This window comes from Flavobacterium alkalisoli (genome assembly GCF_008000935.1).
GTDB classification, from domain to species: domain Bacteria; phylum Bacteroidota; class Bacteroidia; order Flavobacteriales; family Flavobacteriaceae; genus Flavobacterium; species Flavobacterium alkalisoli.
On record NZ_CP042831.1, the window covers coordinates 23544 to 42404 of the forward strand.

Sequence of the window (18861 nt, forward strand, 5' to 3'; positions counted from 1 at the left end):
GACAGGCCGGGAGTTTCTATTATTACTATTTTACCTTAATTATGCGTTAGCCGCAGCGATAAGATTTAGAGCAGAACCAGCTACAAACCAGCCAATTTGACCTTCGTTGTATGAGTGGTTAGCCATAATTACATCTTTAGATCCGTCTTTATGTACAATCTCTAAAGTAAGCTGCTTGTTAGGAGCAAACTCTTTAAGATCTGTAAAGTTGAAAGTATCACCTTCCTGGATTTTATCATAATCTGCCTCGTTAGCAAAAGTTAACGCAAGCATACCTTGTTTCTTAAGGTTAGTTTCGTGGATACGTGCAAACGATTTCACAAGTACTGCTCTTACACCAAGGTGTCTTGGCTCCATTGCAGCATGCTCACGAGAAGAACCTTCACCGTAGTTATGGTCACCCACAACAACTGAAGGAACACCCGCAGCTTTGTAATCACGTTGTACAGCAGGAACTGCATCATACTCACCGGTTAATTCGTTTTTCACTGAGTTTGTTTTCATATTGAAAGCATTTACAGCACCAATTAACATGTTGTTAGAAATATTATCAAGGTGACCACGGAAACGTAACCAAGGACCAGCCATAGAGATGTGGTCTGTAGTACATTTTCCAAATGCTTTAATAAGCAGTTTTGCACCTGTTATATTCTCACCATCCCAAGGAGTGAAAGGAGCTAAAAGCTGAAGACGCTCAGACTCAGGGCTTACAACAACCTGAACACCAGAACCATCTTCTGCCGGAGCCTGATATCCAGGATCCTCAGCATCAAATCCTTTTGGAGGAAGTTCGTTTCCTGTTGGCTCATCAAGCATTACTTCTTCACCATCCTCATTGATAAGTTTATCAGTAAGTGGGTTAAAGCCTAAATCACCTGCAATAGCAAGAGCTGTTACAAGCTCAGGAGATCCAACGAAAGCTAATGTATTAGGGTTACCATCGGCACGTTTAGAGAAGTTTCTGTTAAACGAGTGAACGATAGTGTTTCTTTCTTCTTTTTCAGCACCTTCACGATCCCACATACCAATACATGGACCACAAGCATTAGCAAATACAGTAGCACCAATCTTATCAAAAGTATCGATAAAGCCATCACGCTCTATAGTATAACGTACAACTTCTGAACCAGGAGTGATTGTAAATTTAGCTTTAGTTTTAAGCTTCTTGTCAGCAACCTGTTTAGCAAGAGAAGCAGAACGTGAAATATCTTCGTAAGAAGAGTTCGTACAAGAACCTATAAGTCCTACCTGTACTTGTAGAGGCCAGTCATTCTTAATAGCCTCTTCTCTCATTTTAGAGATAGGAGTAGCTAAATCCGGAGTGAAAGGACCATTTAAGTGTGGCTCAAGCTCAGAAAGGTTAATTTCAATTACCTGATCAAAGTACTGCTCAGGGTTAGCATAAACCTCATCATCAGCAGTAAGGTATTTAGCTACAGATTTAGCTGCATCTGCAACATCAGCTCTGTTTGTAGCTCTTAGGTAACGGTCCATAGACTCATCATAACCAAATGTAGAAGTAGTAGCACCTACCTCTGCACCCATGTTACATATAGTACCCTTACCAGTACAAGACATTGCTTTTGCACCTTCACCAAAATATTCTATTACAGCACCGGTACCACCTTTTACAGTAAGGATTCCGGCAACTTTAAGGATTACGTCTTTAGGTGCAGTCCATCCTGATAATTTACCGGTTAACTTAACACCAATTAATTTAGGGAATTTAAGCTCCCATGCCATACCCGACATTACGTCCACAGCATCAGCACCACCCACACCAATAGCAAGCATACCTAAACCACCTGCATTTACTGTGTGAGAGTCAGTACCAATCATCATACCTCCAGGGAAAGCATAGTTTTCTAAAACTACCTGGTGAATAATACCTGCACCCGGTTTCCAGAAACCAATACCATATTTGTTTGAGATAGAAGAAAGGAAATCAAAAACCTCATTACTTTGTTCTTTAGCACGTTTCAAGTCGGTTTTTGCATCAATTTTTGCCTGGATAAGGTGATCACAGTGTACAGTAGTAGGAACAGCAACTTTAGTTTTCCCTGCATGCATAAACTGTAATAAAGCCATTTGAGCTGTAGCATCCTGACAAGCTACTCTGTCCGGAGCAAAATCCACATAGTCTTTACCTCTTGTAAAAGCCTGTGAAGGCACACCTTCCCACAGGTGGGAATATAAAATCTTTTCAGAAAGTGTAAGAGGACGACCTACAAGCTCACGCGCTTTATCAACACGCTCTGCCATGTTCTCATACACCTTTTTGATCATTTCAATATCAAAAGCCATAATAAGTATATTAATGTTCGTTTGTAAAAAGTGTGTAAATTTACTGATTCTTCTATCAATTAAAAAATTTTTATTGATTCTTTAATTTCTGAGAATTATTATTTATAAACATTCTATTATAATACAGATATCACAATAAAATTAAGAAGTTAACCCAAATATTTAGGAATTCTTAATTTTTTCACTCTATATTGACAATTTGAAAAAAAACCGCCTTAGAAAATAAAAAAAAGCTATTCCTAACAGTAAGGAATAGCCTTTATATCATTTAAATTAAACCTAATTAATAAGTTATGGTAAGTTCGTTCTCATTATATCTGGATTCTGCAACAGCAAATTTATAAACCATCGCAACAGCCATTAAAAAGCCTGCTCCAAATACAACAGCATTAAAAAAGAGCTGCCCTGAAGAACCGGTTTCCCTATAATCAGAAAACGCATTCAACAGCATGTAAACCGAAAATAAAGTCAGCACATTACCATACAAAAGTCCTAACAATTTATGTTTATAAAAAACCTGTAGGAAAATTAACCAGGTAATTAAGAGAGCCAAATAATTATTATACCCGTTTGTATAATAATCATTAATAATCGTAAATGCTCCCAGTCCTATATAATAGAACTCAGGGATTGTTTCAAGTAATTTTTTCATATTTATACAGATGCAGTGTAAATATATAATATTAAACGAAACTTTTACCTGCGTATTATTAAAAAGTATTCACTTTTTATTAACAATTTAATAACAACAAGGGGATTTTAAAGAATTTCTCACAAAAACAAAACTAAAATAAAAAAAGCTGTTTAAAACAGCTTTTTAATTATCATTTCTTCGGTAACACCCTCGGCATCAGCCTTATAATTCTTTATAATCCTATGTCTTAATATCCCTGTGGCAACCGCCTGAACATCTTCAATATCCGGCGAATATTTACCGTTTAGTGCAGAATGTGTTTTTGCTGCCAAAATAAGGTTTTGAGAAGCCCTAGGCCCTGCACCCCAATCCAGATAGTTCTTAACATAATCGTCTGCATATACATTATCCGGCCTTGTTTTACTTACCAGTTTCACTGCATATTCAATTACATTATCAGCAACAGGAATTCTTCTTATCAGATGCTGAAACTCTAATATCTCGCTAGCCGTAAATAAAGGGTTTATTGTTTGTGTAGTATCTGCAGTTGTACTTTTCACCACCTGAACCTCCTCTTCAAAAGTAGGATAGTCAAGCTTAATTGCAAACATAAAACGGTCCAACTGCGCTTCAGGAAGAGGATAAGTACCCTCCTGCTCAATAGGGTTTTGTGTAGCAAGTACAAAATAAGGAAGCGAAAGTTTATGATGGTGCCTGGCAATAGTAACTGCCTTTTCCTGCATTGCTTCCAGTAGCGCTGCCTGTGTTTTAGGTGGTGTACGGTTTATCTCATCCGCTAAAATAATATTAGAGAAGACAGGTCCCTTTATAAACTTAAACTGTCTGTTTTCATCGAGTATCTCACTACCTAATATATCAGAAGGCATCAAATCGGGTGTAAACTGTATACGTTTAAAATCAAGGCCTAATGCCTGAGAAATTGTATTAACCATTAATGTTTTAGCCAGCCCTGGTACTCCTACAAGAAGCGCATGTCCTCCGGCAAAAATGCTAAGTACAATTTGGTTAACTACTTCTTCTTGACCTACAATTATTTTTGCAATTTCTTTTTTCAGTGCCGCTTGTTTCTGCACTAAATCCTGTATCGCTGTTACGTCTGACATAAATGGTTAATGGATTAAAGTTTTAATTAGGGACAATCCGTAACTCCAAACTTAAAAATATTTTTAGTGCTAACCTAAAATTACAAGAAATACCTTATGATTATTTTTTCATCCAGTTATTAGTAAACTGGCAGCTTTGATACTCCTCTGCAATTTTAACATAGGTTTCTTTTATCTTTTCTTCCGACCATTTTTTAATTTCAAGAATCTGCTTTTCTTTCAGGGCAAGATCCTTAATTTTAAGGTAATCATCAGAATAGCTTGCTTTATGCTCCGGATAACGGTTAGCAACCGACATAATTTTATATGAAATACCTGCTCTTGGGTCGTTCTCCCTAAAAGGCTCTGTTATCTCCCCGTCTTTAAGCTCATATACTTTCGTGTAGATTTCAGATGGAAGATTAGTCAGCTCAAAGCGTGTTTCAAGAGTTCTTGGATTCATTAAAAGACCTCCACTGTTCCTTGTTTCCTTTTCATCCGACTCAGATCTAGCTGCATCGGCAAATGATATCTCTCCAGAAAGGATACGCTGGCGTATGTGTTCTATTTTCTTTTTAGCGTCTGCTTCTGCCTGCTTAGAAACTTTAGGCTTCATTAATATATGCCTTACATCAAGCTCCTGCCCTCTTATTTTCTCCACATAAATAAGGTGGTAGCCAAATTCAGTTTCAACCGGATCAGATATTTCCCCTTCTTCCAAACTAAAGGCTACATCCTTAAATTCTTTTACAAACGGAGTTTTTCTGGTCATTTTATAAAAACCTCCCGAAGAGCTCGACCCAGGGTCTTCTGAATATAATACGGCTTTACTATAAAAGCTGTCTCCGTTTTCCACATCCTTCTTAATCTCGTTAAGCCTGTCTATTACCTTTTGTTTCTCTTCATCAGAAATCACGGGTTTTACAACAATTTGTGCAATCTCCATTTCAGCCCCAAAGAAAGGCCTGTCTTCCTCACCAAATTTAGAGAAGAATATCCTTACCTCTTCCGGGGTAATTTCCACCTCATCAATTACTTTTTTCTGCATCTGTTCGGTAAGCTTCTGATTTTTTATCATTTCAAAAAGCTCATCCTTAAATGAGGACATGTCTTTCTTCTTGAAATATTCTACCATTTTATCTTCAGAACCTAATCGCTCAACAAAAAAATCTATCTGCTGCTGCATTCTTTCATTAACCTCTGCATCACTTACAATAATACTATCCTGTATTGCCTGGTGTGCATAAAGTTTGTCTTCCATAAGCTTCCCTAAGAGTTCACAACGTGTAATATCTTTAGTATTTACCTTTTCAGCCTCAAGCTCTTTATACATCAAATCGATATCAGAATCCAAAACCACAAAATCTCCTACAACAGCCACAACACCATCTACCTTTAACCTGCCTTTTTTAGGCGCAGGTTTAACTGTATCCTGAACAACTTCTTCTTTAATTATTTCCTGAGCATTAACACTCCCAAATAACATACAGTTTAAAGCCAGTAATAAAGCAAACCTGTTATTTATAAATTTCATAGTCTCTATTTTTAATCGCATCATCCGTTATATCTTTTTCGATCTTTTTAATTAACTCAAACTTCCTTCCGTTTATTATAAGCTGTTCTAAAGTTGGCTTAATATATTCAAAAGGTGATATTTCATTTCTGTCTAAAACCTTAGACACCTTTACCAGATAAACATCTGTAGAGTCAGGGTACTGATAAGAAATACCTGTACTTATATATTTATCTCTGTTATCAGGCGTAATAAAAGGCAGTTTCCTGTAGACTTGGTTCATATCTACCCAGGTAGTATCATTAAAGGCAAAACTCTTAAACTGGATAGCAATATCACTAAGTGCTTTAATATCTGCCTTTTTACCACTTACAAACCTATCTCTTACCGAGGCAAATTTAGGGTGATCTTTTTGAAGGTGTATATATTTAAGTTTAACCAAAGTACCCGTAGTTCTGAAGTTTACCTTATTAGCCTCATAATAAGCCTTTATTTCCTCTTCAGATACTGCCGTATCCACACTTTGCTTAACTATTTCTTCTACATAGCCTTTTGTATACAGGTCAATTTTATATTGTCTTACCAGCTCGTTATAAGCCTCCTGTTTATCTCCGCTAAGATTTAGCTCGGCAGCATCATAAAGCAGTTTTTGTGTAGCCCACCTGTCAATATAACTTTTAACTATAGCTATACTGTCTTCTTTAGAAGTACCTTCAGGCACAAGGTTTCTTATCTCCTCTTCATACAAATAGGAGTCGTTAACCCTTGCTACTGCATGAGGCTTGGCTTCTTTTTTAAAATAATCGCATGAAGCAAATGCCAGTGCAGTAAATAAAAACAGTACCGTTTTTTTAATCATTACTGGTTAAGCTGTTTTTTAACTTTAGCAAAAACATCCTGATTTACCTTGACAGTAAACTCTTTTTCAAGATTATCAATCCACGTACTCTCTAAGTACTGCTGGTAATCGTTAACAACACGTCCTTTGCACTCGTCAAGAGTTTTAGCTGTTACAGGTAATACTTTATTTACTTTTAATACATAATAGTAATTACCTTCATTAACGATATCGCTCACTCCTGTTTTCCATTTATCCATTTGAGGAAGCGCTTTGCTGTCCTGAGGGAAAACACCCGATTTCTCTATCACACTAACTTTATCCTTAGTGTTTAATTCACTTTTAATGTAAGCGGCATCTTTATTCTTTTTAAGATACTTTCTTGCCTGCTCCACAACACTTTTATCGGTAGAAGAGTATATTTCTGCATCTACCCTGTCACCCCATTGATAATCTTTTATGTGTGCCTGATAATAATTTTGAAGCCCGATACTATCATTTTTAGCTTTTTCCCAAATTTCTTTCTCCATCAGGTCAAAAAGAAGTAAGCCATCTCTATACTCCTGCATAACGGCAGCAAAATCAGGGAACTCTTCTTCTAAGTGAGCATCATAATAGGCTTTCAGTTTGTCTGAACTGAATTTATCATATAGTATCTCTACCAGTCTTGAAACCGGTTTTGCAGTGATACCGCTTTTTTGCTGAGAATTTACATATTCAAGAAAATCCCAGGCAGTATACTTTTTATCGTTGTTAATTGTAAGCAGGGTCGCATTGTATGAATCTGCGCTTTGAGGAAGCATCCATTTAACGATATAAAAATCATCGTTTACCGCTGCTTTAGCTTTAGCATACATTGCTTTATCTGTTACTAAAGGATATTGTTTTTTAAGCTTTTCTGTCATAGCAGCAGCTATTACAGTAGAGCGGTCGTCTTTTGCAACCCTTGCTTCAATATCGCTTTTCATCTCATCAAAGCTCTTTAACGGATACTTTTCAATAAGTTTTACTATATGCCATCCAAACTTTGTTTCAAAAGGCTTAGTATAATCTCCCGCTTTCTTTAATGAAAAAGCTTCGTCCTCAAACTTTACAGAAGCTAAAGTACCTGAACTGAATTTATCTAAAACCCCTCCTTTGCCATTAGTGTAGGCATCCTGAGAAAATTGTTTTGCCAGTTCTGCAAAATCTTCACCCTGCTTTAATTTCTGATAAATCTCCTCAACACGGGTTTTTACTTTAGCCATCTCAACCGTATTAAGAGTATCTTTTGGCTTGGCTATCATAATATGCGCTACGGTAACTTCTCCTCTGTATGGCCTAACATCATCTACTTTAATAAGGTGATAACCAAAACGGGTTCTTATTGGCATAGAAATTTGCCCTTTAGGAGTATTATATGCTCCGGTTTCAAAAGGATAAACCATTCTTAAAGCAGAAAAGTACCCTAATTCACCTTTATTTTCTGTAACCGAAGAATCTTCTGAATACTTTAAGGCTAACTTAGCGAAATCTTCTCCAGCCAGTGCCTTTTTCCTTACATCCATTACTTTTTGGTATAGCTTTAATGTATCTGCAGGTAAAGCATTCTCATCTATCTGAAATAAAATATGGGAAGCTTTTATTTCTTTCTGCATACGATCATAAGCCTCTTTTACCAACTCATCAGTAACTTCCCTGTCTATTAAGTAATTTTTAGAAAGCTGACTGCGGTAATTTTTAAGCTCCATCTGATATTTTTTATTATCCTGAAGCCCTAACTCGTAAGCCTTGTTTACTTTTAACTTATATCCTATAAAAAGATCAAGATAGTTATCTAGATCCTTTTGAGAATCGTCTTTTACCAAATCAAGGTTTTTCTTGTATACCCTGATAAATTCGTCTGTATAATATGGATTGTCGTTAACTGTAAATAATACTTCTTTTTGTGTTTTTTGAGAAAAAGAAAGTGAAGATGCACAAAGAGCAACTCCTAATAGAACCTTTTTTAATTTCATTATCAAACTATTTGTAACGCTATAATACGGTTAAGTAAACGCAGGGTATTATAAAAAATTATATTACCTGCTTTTTTGCAACCAACAAAAATAACAATTCGCAAAGATTAAACAACATTATTTGTGTTAATAGCAAACATTATACCTATTAAATACAGCAAGGGCACCCTTGTGGGGTGCCCTGCCATCAAAATCAACTTAAACAACTTAAGCTAAAATCACTTCTTCACTATAATAAAATCTGACCTTCTGTTTAATGCGTGTTCTTCTTCGGTACACGGTACGCCATTACTACATTTGTTTTTCAACTGCGATTCTCCGTAACCTTTAACACTTTCTATTCTTGATGCATCTATACCATGCTCCAGGATATACTTATAAGTAGACTGCGCCCTGTTTTCAGAAAGCGTCATATTATAAGCATCCTTACCTCTTGAGTCGGTATGCGATTCAATCTTGATTACAATTGCAGGGAAATTTTTCATAATGTATACTACTTTATCAAGCTCTTCTGCAGCCTGCGGAGTAATATCCCATTTATCGTAATCAAAGTAAATAGGGTTGATATCTACCTTTTCTACATTATCTTCTTTTTTAACCAAATCATCATAATTATTAAGTTCAAAGTTCACGTCTTTGGTCTCTAAATCATGTTTTTTATCGGTTTGCAGTTCTTTCTCTGCTTTCGTATGGTTTGGTTTAGAAGCTTCAATCTTAATTTTAGAATTACACGGAACCTCAACAATATAAGTTCCGTCTTCTTTTGTTTTTACTGAGTTTATTACATCGCCAAACTCATCATACACTTTTATGTCTGCCTGGTTTATGGCAACATTAAATTTAGCATTGGTTACCTTACCCGACACCAGTTGTTTGCAAGGTGGTTCCTGTCTTGTAAAATAATATATATCATCGTCTCCCTTACCCCCTTTACGGCTTGACGAGAAATAACCATACTTTTTCTCTTTATCAATGATGTAAGAAAAATCGTCTACATTACTATTTACAGGTTTTCCTAAGTTTTTAGGTTCACCAAACTCCAATCTGCCTATAAGTTTGCTTTCAAAAACGTCAAGCCCCCCTAATCCGTAATGCCCGTCAGAGGAAAAATAAAGTATACTGTCGTTTATAAAAGGAAACATTTCCCTGCCCGAAGTATTTATCTTATCACCAAGGTTTTTAGGGTCTCCTAATTTACCATCGTCAAAAATCTGGGCTACATAAATATCTGTATCTCCATAGCCTCCCGGCATATCAGACACAAAATAGAGCCATTTGCCATCAGCACTTATAGCCGGATGCCCAACCGAATAGTCTTTACTGTCAAAAGGTAGTTTTTCAGTTTTAGAAAATTTCTCACCCTCAATAACGCCTTTTATAATTTCAAAGTTTCCTGTACCACTCTTATCAGTAATAAGTTTGTCGTTAGGCTTTACAACATTGGCAGAATAATACACCGTTTTCAGGTCGGGCATAAAGGCTATAGTAGCATTATGATACTGCGACTGTTCTTTAGGCAAAAACTTTTTAGCGCTAAACAACGAGCCGTCCTCAGCATTTCTGTCAGCTACATACAGCTCCAGATAAGGCTGGTCGTTCCATGAATATATCTTACCTCCTAGTTTTGTGGTATCCCTGCTTGAAGAAAAAACAATCTGGTTACCATAAAATGCCGTTCCAAAGTCGGCTTTATCACTATTTGATGCCAAATTCATAACCGTATAATTAGAAGGCTCGGCATTAATACTATCAAGATATTTTCGCTGATCTATAAATCTTTTAATCAAAACCTGATCTCCTTTATTATCAAGGCGTTTCTTTAAAAGTTCATCTGCTTTTTTATAATCTTCGGCAGCTCTCAAAGTTTGTATATACCTGTTAAAATAGGTATCATCCATATTATCGGCTAAAATGGTATTCAGTTTAGTATACCATCTTAACGCACTGCTGTTATTACCTGTAAAATAATAAGCATCGGCAACATGCATTACTGTTTGCGTAGAGGGGGCTGGTTCTTTCTCAAGATATTCCTCATAGGCTTTTGCCGCTTCTACATAGGCAAGGTCTTCAAAAAGGCGATCTGCTTTTTTAAGCTGCCTGTTTTGGGCAAAACCTGATGCTATGCAAAATAATAAGCTGAATAAAAATAATTTTCTCATCATAATTATATTTTTTAGAAGAATCTTGGAGATTTAACACGTTGATTAGGAGGCAGAAGCTCAAATCGTAAAATAACTTCATGGGTACCGTTATTGTACTTATTAAGATTTGTTACAGTATAGTCATAAGAATATCCTGCAAAAACACCTCTCGTTATCTGGAACCCTGCTAAGGCACTAACCGAATCGTCCCATCGGTATGAAGCACCTAAAGTTAACCTTTCGTACACTAAAAAGTTAGCCGAAAGGTCTACAGTTACCGGTGCACCCGATACTACTTTACCTAAAACAGCAGGTTTAAATTTCAAATTATCAGATAAGTCAAACACATAGCCTCCCATAATATAATAGTGCAGCCTGTCTGAAACTGTAGACTCCTGAACATCATCATAATAATCAGAACGGATAAAGCTTGGTACAGAAATACCTGCATACATCTTGTCTGTATAGTAATAAATACCCGCCCCTATTGTGGGAGTAAGTTTATTATTAATGTTAGTGTTAAGTAAAGGATCGCCATCCTGATAATAAATACCTTTAGACCAGTCTATATCCATAACCCTTACACCGGCCTTTAAACCAAATGAAAGGTTAGCATCATATCCTACCGGAATTATGTATGCAAAATTAGCATTGGCAAAAAATTCCTGAGAAGGCCCTAGTTTATCATTAACTACACTTAACCCCAGTCCCATTCTTTCGTTAGCTATTGGAGAATGTATACTAAACGCCTGCGTAGTTGGTGCCCCGTCAAGACCTACCCATTGCGAACGATGTTGCAGTATTCCTTCAAGGTGACCTACCGTACCCGTATAAGCCGGATTAACTGTAAGCGTGTTATACATATACTGGGTGTATTGAGGATCCTGTTGTGCTGTTACTGCAAATGCAGTAAAAAGCAGCCCTGTCAGGATATATCTTTTTATAAATTTTGGTGTGATTTTCATACTTAAATATATTTTGTTATTTGATAGTTTAGAGTGGCAGTTATGCTGCCACTCTTATCTAAACCATTATTTATCTCATTATATACAACCAGCCTGTTTTAACCTTGCCGTCTACTTCCAGTACGTAGTAGTAAGTACCCACAGGAAGTTTCTCTCCTCTTCTAACAGTTCCGTCAACATTTGCAGTTCCGTCCCAATCGTTTTGATAACCTGACGTTTTGTATACAGATGATCCGAATCTGTTAAACACTTCCAGTTTATTATCAGGGTAGAACTCAATACAATCAATCCTGAAGGTATCGTTAAGCCCGTCACCGTTTGGTGTAAACTCATTGTAAACTGTTAAGCAGGAAGGTTCAACAAATGCCGACGCTTCATTATTCTCTGGAATACTGTCTATCGGATTTGATCCTACAATAAAGGCCACATTTAGATAATCTCCACCAAACAATACCTGAGTTACAATCTGTAATACTGCCGATTCTCCCGGAGCAAGCTGTGGTATTATCCAAATGCCCGAAACCGCATCATAAGTACCTTCTGTTACAGTATAATCTACAAATTCATAACCGTCCGGCAGCTGTTCACTAACCTCAAGATCAGTAAATGTGCTTTCTCCATCATTAGTTACTGTAATCGTAAAAATAACATTTTCACCTATAAGCGGATTAAAATTGTTAACAGATTTTGTGATTGATAAATCAGAACAACTAACCACATTAACATCCAGTGAACCTTCTACCGTTCCGGCACATCCGTTAGGGTCTGTGTAAGAAACCGATATGTTACCTTCACCTATTGATGTCCATATAACTGTAGCTGTATTATCTGTAGCTGTACCTCCTTCTACAATTACACCTCCTGTTACTGTCCAAACATAATCTGTATTTCCTGCTTCGGTAGTGTAAACCGTCTCTGTACCATAACATGTCCTAGGGAAAGGGTTGGTTATAGTTGCTTCTGCAGTACCAAATATATTAACCGTTACCGCTAACCTTACAAGACTTTCACATCCTCCGTTTGTAATCGAAGCGTAATAAACACCTCCATCCGTTAACGGAGTATCTGTAGGTAGTGGCGCTCCTCCTGTTGGAGAAGAATACCATATAACTCCAGTCTGATTTGCCTGAAGATCTGCAACCGTTGGCATATCAACCGCACAGAAATCCTGAGTCGTATCGTTAGTTGTTGGAGTAATACCATTATTCACATTAACTGTTATTGCCAACCTGTCTATATTCTCACAACCATTTGCATTAACAAAAGCAGCATAATAGGTCATACCGTTTGCTAAGGCAGTAGAAGGATCCAGCGGCGTACCTCCAGTTGGCACCGCATAGAAGATAGTTCCCGCAGGTGACACCTGTATGTCTGCTATTGTAGGCATGTCAACCGCACAGAAATCCTGAGTAGCATCTGTAGTAGTTGGTATCACACCATTATCTACCGTTACTGTTACTGCCAGGCGAATACTGCTCTCACATCCTGCTATTGACTGTACAGAAGCGTAATAAGTACTTCCGGATACAAGGGCTGTTCCAGGAGCAACTACGTTTCCGCCTGTTGCTGCATCATACCAGGTAACGTTAGGTTCGTTAACCTGAATATCGGCTACCGTTGGCATATCAATCGCACAGAACGTTTGAGTGGTATCATTAGTTGTTGGTGTAGTACCACTATCAACCGTTACTGTTACCGCTAACCTTACAGAGCTTTCACATCCGTCAGCGTCTGTTATACTTGCGTAATATATCATTCCGTTAACAAGGGCAGCAGTATCCAGCACCTGTGTACCTCCCGTTGCCGCAGTATACCAAATAACTCCGGTTTCATTTACCTGAATATCAGCAACTGTTGGCATGTCAACCGAACAGAATGTCTGATTAGTATTAGTCGTTGTTGGTGTAGTACCATTACTTAATGTAACCGTAATGGCCAGTCTTACTAAGCTTTCACATCCTGTAAGAGGATCTGTGTATGAAGCGTAGTATATCATACTATCTACAAGTGGTGTGCCTGCTGCGATAGCTACACCTCCCACTGCTGCATTGTAGAATGTAATTCCGGTTTGGTTAACCTGAATATCATCTACTGTAGGGTTATCCGCTGCACAGAATGTTTGCGTAGTATCTGTAGTTGTAGGTGTCATTCCCGCATTAACAGTTACTGTTACCGCTAATCGTACAGAGCTTTCACATCCGTTAGGATTTGTAAGGCTTGCATAATAGATAGTACCATCTGTTAACAGCGTTGTATCTGCTATAGCTGTACCACCTGTTGCAGCATCATACCATGTTACTCCGGTTTCATTTACCTGAATATCGGCAACTGTTGGCATCTCAACCGCACAGAAATCCTGAGTGGTATCTGTAGTTGTTGGTGTAGCAGCATCTTCAACAGTAACTGTTACTGCCAGTCTTACTGAACTCTCACAACCAGAAACAGGGTCGGTCAGGCTACCATAGTAGGTTATGCCGTCTACTAAAGCAGTTGTGTTTGCGACCACTGTCCCTCCGGTTGGAGCATCGTACCAAACAACTCCGGTTTCATTAACCTGAATATCATTAACTGTTGGTGCATCCACCACACAGAAGTTTTGCGTTGTATCATTTGTAGTTGGTGTGGCAGCATCATCTACATTTACTGTTACTGCCAGTCTTACCGAACTCTCACATCCGCTAACCGCATCGGTTAGGCTTGCATAATAAATTCCGTCTGCCAGTGCGGTAGTATTGGTTACCATGTTTCCACCTGTTGCAGCATCATACCAAACAACTCCTGCTTCATTAACCTGAATATCGGCAACTGTTGGCATATCAACCACACAGAAATCCTGAGTGGTATCTGTTGTAGTTGGTGTAGCAGCATCGTTTACTGTTATCGTTACAGCTAACCTTACAGAGCTTTCACATCCGTTAACCGCGTCAGTGAGACTTGCATAATAAACCATTCCGTTAGTAAGAGCAGCCGTATTAGCTATAAGGTTTCCACCTGTTGCAGCATCATACCATGCCACTCCGGTTTCGTTAACCTGAATATCGGCTACTGTTGGCATATCAACCGCACAGAAGTCCTGAGTCGTATCTGTTGTAGTTGGCGTAGCAGCATCGTTTACTGTCACTGTAACCGCCAATCTTACTGAACTCTCACAGCCGTTAACTGCGTCGGTTAAACTTGCATAGTATATTCCATTTGCAAGGGCTGCTGTATTGGCAACTATGTTACCGTTTGTAGCGGCATCATACCAAACAACTCCTGTTTCATTAACCTGAATATCGGCTACTGTTGGGCTATCAACCACACAGAAATCCTGAGTAGTATCTGTAGTAGTTGGTGTGGCAGCATCATTTACTGTTACTGTAACCGCTAATCTTACTGAGCTCTCACATCCGTTAACCGCATCCGTCAGACTTGCATAGTATATTCCGTTTGCTAAGGCTGCTGTATTGGCAATCATGTTACCATTTGTAGCGGCATCATACCAAATAACTCCGGTTTCATTAACCTGAATATCGGCTACTGTTGGCATATCAACCTGACAGAAGTCCTGAGTAGTATCTGTAGTAGTTGGTGTCGCAGCATCATTTACTGTTACTGTTACAGCCAGTCTTACTGAGCTCTCACAGCCGTTAACCGCATCCGTCAGACTTGCATAGTATATTCCGTTTGCCAAGGCTGCTGTATTGGCAATCATGTTACCATTTGTAGCGGCATCATACCAAATAACTCCGGTTTCATCAACCTGAATATCGGCTACTGTTGGCATATCAACCTGACAGAAGTCCTGAGTAGTATCTGTAGTAGTTGGCGTAGCAGCATCGTTTACTGTTACTGTAACCGCCAATCTTACTGAGCTCTCACATCCGTTAACTGCATCAGTCAAACTTGCATAGTATATTCCGTTTGCTAAGGCTGCTGTATTGGCAATCATGTTACCGTTTGTAGCCGCATCATACCATGTTACTCCGGTTTCATTTACCTGAATATCGGCTACTGTTGGCATATCAACCTGACAGAAGTCCTGAGTCGTATCGGTAGTTGTTGGTGTCGCAGCATCGTTTACTGTTACTGTTACAGCTAATCTTACTGAACTTTCACAACCGTTAACCGCATCAGTCAGACTTGCATAGTATATTCCGTTTACTAAGGCTGCTGTATTGGCAATCATGTTACCGTTTGTAGCCGCATCATACCATACAACTCCTGTCTCGTTTACCTGAATATCGGCAACTGTTGGCATATCAACCAAACAGAAGTCCTGAGTAGTGTCTGTTGTGGTTGGCGTAGCAGCATCGTTTACTGTTACTGTAACCGCCAATCTTACAGAACTCTCACATCCACTAATCGCGTCGGTTAAACTTCCATAATATATTCCATTTGTAAGGGCTGTTGATACCGATAAAGCTGTCCCTCCTGTAGCTGAAGTATACCATAACACTCCGGTTTCGTTAACCTGAATATCGGCAACTGTCGGCATATCAACCGCACAGAAGTCCTGAGTGGTATCTGAAGTAGTTGGTGTAGCAGCATCGTTTACTGTTACTGTTACAGCTAATCTTACTGAGCTTTCACAGCCGTTAACTGCATCAACTTGGCTTCCATAATAAATTCCGTTTGCAAGAGCTGTTGATGCCGATAAAGCTGTTCCTCCCGTAGCAGAGGTATACCAAATCACTCCGGTTTCATTAACCTGAATGTCAGCTACTGTTGGGCTATCAACTAAACAGAAGTCCTGAGTGACATCATTTGTTGTTGGTGTAGCGGCATCATTTACGTTAACAGTTACGGCTAATCTTACCGAACTTTCACAGCCTGTAACAGCGTTGGTTAAGCTTGCATAGTAAACCATTCCGTCTACTAATGAAGCTCCGTTAGCTACCACGCTTCCTGCCGCTGCGGCATCATACCAGGTTACTCCGGTTTCGTTAACCTGAATATCGGCTACTGTTGGTCCGTCCACTAAACAGAAGTCCTGAGTAGTATCTGTAGTAGTTGGTGTTGGAGCATCGCTTACATTTACTGTAACAGCCAATCTTACCGAACTTTCACATCCTGTAACAGGATCAGTTAATACCGCATAGTAAACCGAACCGTCTACAAGTGCTGTAGTAGTTGCAACAACATTTCCTCCTGTTGCGGCATCATACCATATCACTCCGGCTTCATTTACCTGAATATCGGCTACAGTAGGACCGTCAACCACACAGAAATCCTGAGTAGCATTTGTAGTGGTTGGTGTTGCGGCATCACCTACAGTTACTGTAATTGCCAGTCTGTTTTCACTTTCACAGTTATTTACCGTTTCAAACTGGGATGCATAATATATTGTACCATCTACCAGTAATGTAGTGTCCGGGAGAAGGTTTCCTCCTGTTGCGGCATCATACCATCTGATATTGGTTTCATTAATCTGAATATCGGCCAATGTAGGCATATCTACTACACAAAACAGTTGTGTAGCATTTGTTGTAGTAGGTGTTGCTACCGGGTTAATTAAACACGGATCACAAATTAAACCTGTATTATCGTAGTTGTCGTTATAGTAGTCGTCCATAACGAATACATCGGCAACATAGTTGTTGAAGTCTCCTCCTAACATACCGGAATCTGTAGACTGCGGATCGGTATCATTATTAAATAATCTTACTCCGTCAGCACAACAGGTAGCATTAGGTAACACGAATGTAAACAACAGCAGTTCGTTACCTGTTACAAAATCAAACGCAGAACCATCGGTTGCTATAGCGTGATAATCATTTGCCGTATCGGAAGCAGGAGCATATACCTGCGAAGCATCCAGCCATACACCTCCGTTAACCGAAGTTACTGCCAAAGCCTGATTATCTACCGATGCTGGTAATACAACCGAAATCTGGCTACCTGCCGATATAAAGAAGTCACTTGCCGAGAAGTTAGGTAGAGCATACACTTCATAAGTACATGTGGCAGGATCAAACCTTACAGTAAAGTCTATCATAGGATCTACCGTACAGGCAGGGCTTGTAGGGTTAGGGTCACAAGGGTTTAGCGGGTTGCTTCCACCGGTAACCTCATCACCATCATTAATTCCGTCACCATCACTATCCGGGTTTGTAGGGTTAGTTCCTAAAGCGCTCTCTTCACTATTAGTAAGACCATCCCCGTCCTGATCACAAGGTCCTGCCCCCAAATTAGGATCACAAGGATTTAGAGGATCAGTTGTATTTGTAACCTCATCACCATCTAACACTCCGTCTCCGTCTGTATCTGCTAACGTAGGATTTGTTCCAATCAAGGCTTCCTCTGCGTTGGTTAAACCATCGTTATCTCTATCACAAAGAGGATTATTTAAATTAGGGCTACAGGCACTAAGCGGATCGGTACCGTTTGTTATCTCACTACCGTCATTAATGCCGTCTCCATCTGTGTCTGGGTTAGTTGGATCTGTACCATATATAGCCTCCTGAGTATTGTTAAGTCCGTCACCGTCCTGATCACACACACCTGCCGTATTATCCGGCACACATGGGTTATTATCATCAGGATCGGTTCCTGCCGGAGAACCATCTCCGTCAGCATCTGTAGGACAGCCTCCTGTTGGTACAGGACTACACGGATCTAAGGGATTACTTCCTCCTATAACCTCATCGCCGTCATTAATACCATCGTTATCCGTATCAGGATTTGTAGGATCAGTTCCTATCAATGCTTCTTCCGAATTATTTAATCCGTCACCATCCTGATCACAGGTAGCAAAATTAGCATTAGGCACACACGGGTCATTATCATCAGGATCTGTACCCTCTGCAACACCGTCTCCATCATTGTCCACCACTCCGCATGATGTACCTGAATTGTTGTAGTTTACACCATAATAATCCTGCAGGTCAAAAACATTACCCATGTAATTGCCAAAATCAGCTCCGTTCATTCCCGTATCGGAAGGTCCAGGGTCTAATGAATTATTATAGATACGCAAATCGTTTACACAGCCTGCGGCTAAGGTAAAACGGAAGAGCAACAGCTCATCTCCGTCAACAAGATTTATATTAGAACCGTTTGTGGCGATACCATGAAAATCTTTTTCCGAAGCTGCTCCCGGTGCATACACCTGTGAGTTATCAGACCATGGCCCCCCGGCAACAGTTGTTATTGCAAGTGCACCATCAGTAACAGAAGCCGGAAGGACAACTGTTATCTGACTACCGCCTGCCAGAAAGAAATTATTCTGGGTAAAATCAGGCCTTGCATACACTTCATACGTGTTCGTTACCGAAACATATTTCAGGGTAAGGTCTATTTGCTGCGAATACATTTGTTGTGCGGAAAACAACAATGTTACGAGCAATAATATTTTAAGTAGAAAACTTCTCATACGCTATCAGTA

Annotated in this window: 9 protein-coding genes; all 9 read right to left on the reverse strand. The window is 39.1% G+C overall.

Annotated elements, in window-relative coordinates; translation table 11 throughout:
- Nucleotides 1-39: 39 nt before the first annotated feature.
- Nucleotides 40-2304: an aconitate hydratase gene (locus FUA48_RS00125; RefSeq protein ID WP_147581553.1), complete on the reverse strand. Its 2265-nt coding sequence runs from the start codon at nt 2302-2304 to the stop codon at nt 40-42.
- 283 nt (nt 2305-2587) lie between these two features.
- Nucleotides 2588-2956: a hypothetical protein gene (locus FUA48_RS00130; protein WP_147581554.1), complete on the reverse strand. Its 369-nt coding sequence runs from the start codon at nt 2954-2956 to the stop codon at nt 2588-2590.
- 152 nt (nt 2957-3108) lie between these two features.
- A complete protein-coding gene (locus tag FUA48_RS00135; protein WP_147581555.1) occupies nt 3109-4062 on the reverse strand; it encodes an AAA family ATPase in 954 nt (317 codons plus the stop codon).
- Nucleotides 4063-4162: 100 nt separating this feature from the next.
- Nucleotides 4163-5575, reverse strand: a complete 1413-nt coding sequence (locus tag FUA48_RS00140) for a peptidylprolyl isomerase (RefSeq protein WP_147581556.1) — start codon at nt 5573-5575, stop codon at nt 4163-4165.
- Nucleotides 5559-6413 (reverse strand): hypothetical protein, encoded by an 855-nt coding sequence (locus FUA48_RS00145; RefSeq protein ID WP_147581557.1) that lies wholly within the window; start codon nt 6411-6413, stop codon nt 5559-5561. The genes FUA48_RS00140 and FUA48_RS00145 overlap by 17 nt, the downstream gene beginning before the upstream one ends.
- A complete protein-coding gene (locus FUA48_RS00150) occupies nt 6413-8389 on the reverse strand; it encodes a peptidylprolyl isomerase (protein WP_147581558.1) in 1977 nt (658 codons plus the stop codon). The genes FUA48_RS00145 and FUA48_RS00150 overlap by 1 nt, the downstream gene beginning before the upstream one ends.
- 218 nt (nt 8390-8607) lie before the next feature.
- Nucleotides 8608-10551 (reverse strand): OmpA family protein, encoded by a 1944-nt coding sequence (locus FUA48_RS00155; protein WP_240732513.1) that lies wholly within the window; start codon nt 10549-10551, stop codon nt 8608-8610.
- An 11-nt stretch (nt 10552-10562) separates the two neighbouring features.
- On the reverse strand, nt 10563-11495 hold the full coding sequence (locus FUA48_RS00160) for a PorP/SprF family type IX secretion system membrane protein (protein WP_147581559.1): 933 nt from the start codon (nt 11493-11495) through the stop codon (nt 10563-10565).
- A 70-nt stretch (nt 11496-11565) separates the two neighbouring features.
- Nucleotides 11566-18849: an Ig-like domain-containing protein gene (locus FUA48_RS00165; protein WP_147581560.1), complete on the reverse strand. Its 7284-nt coding sequence runs from the start codon at nt 18847-18849 to the stop codon at nt 11566-11568.
- Nucleotides 18850-18861: the final 12 nt, after the last annotated feature.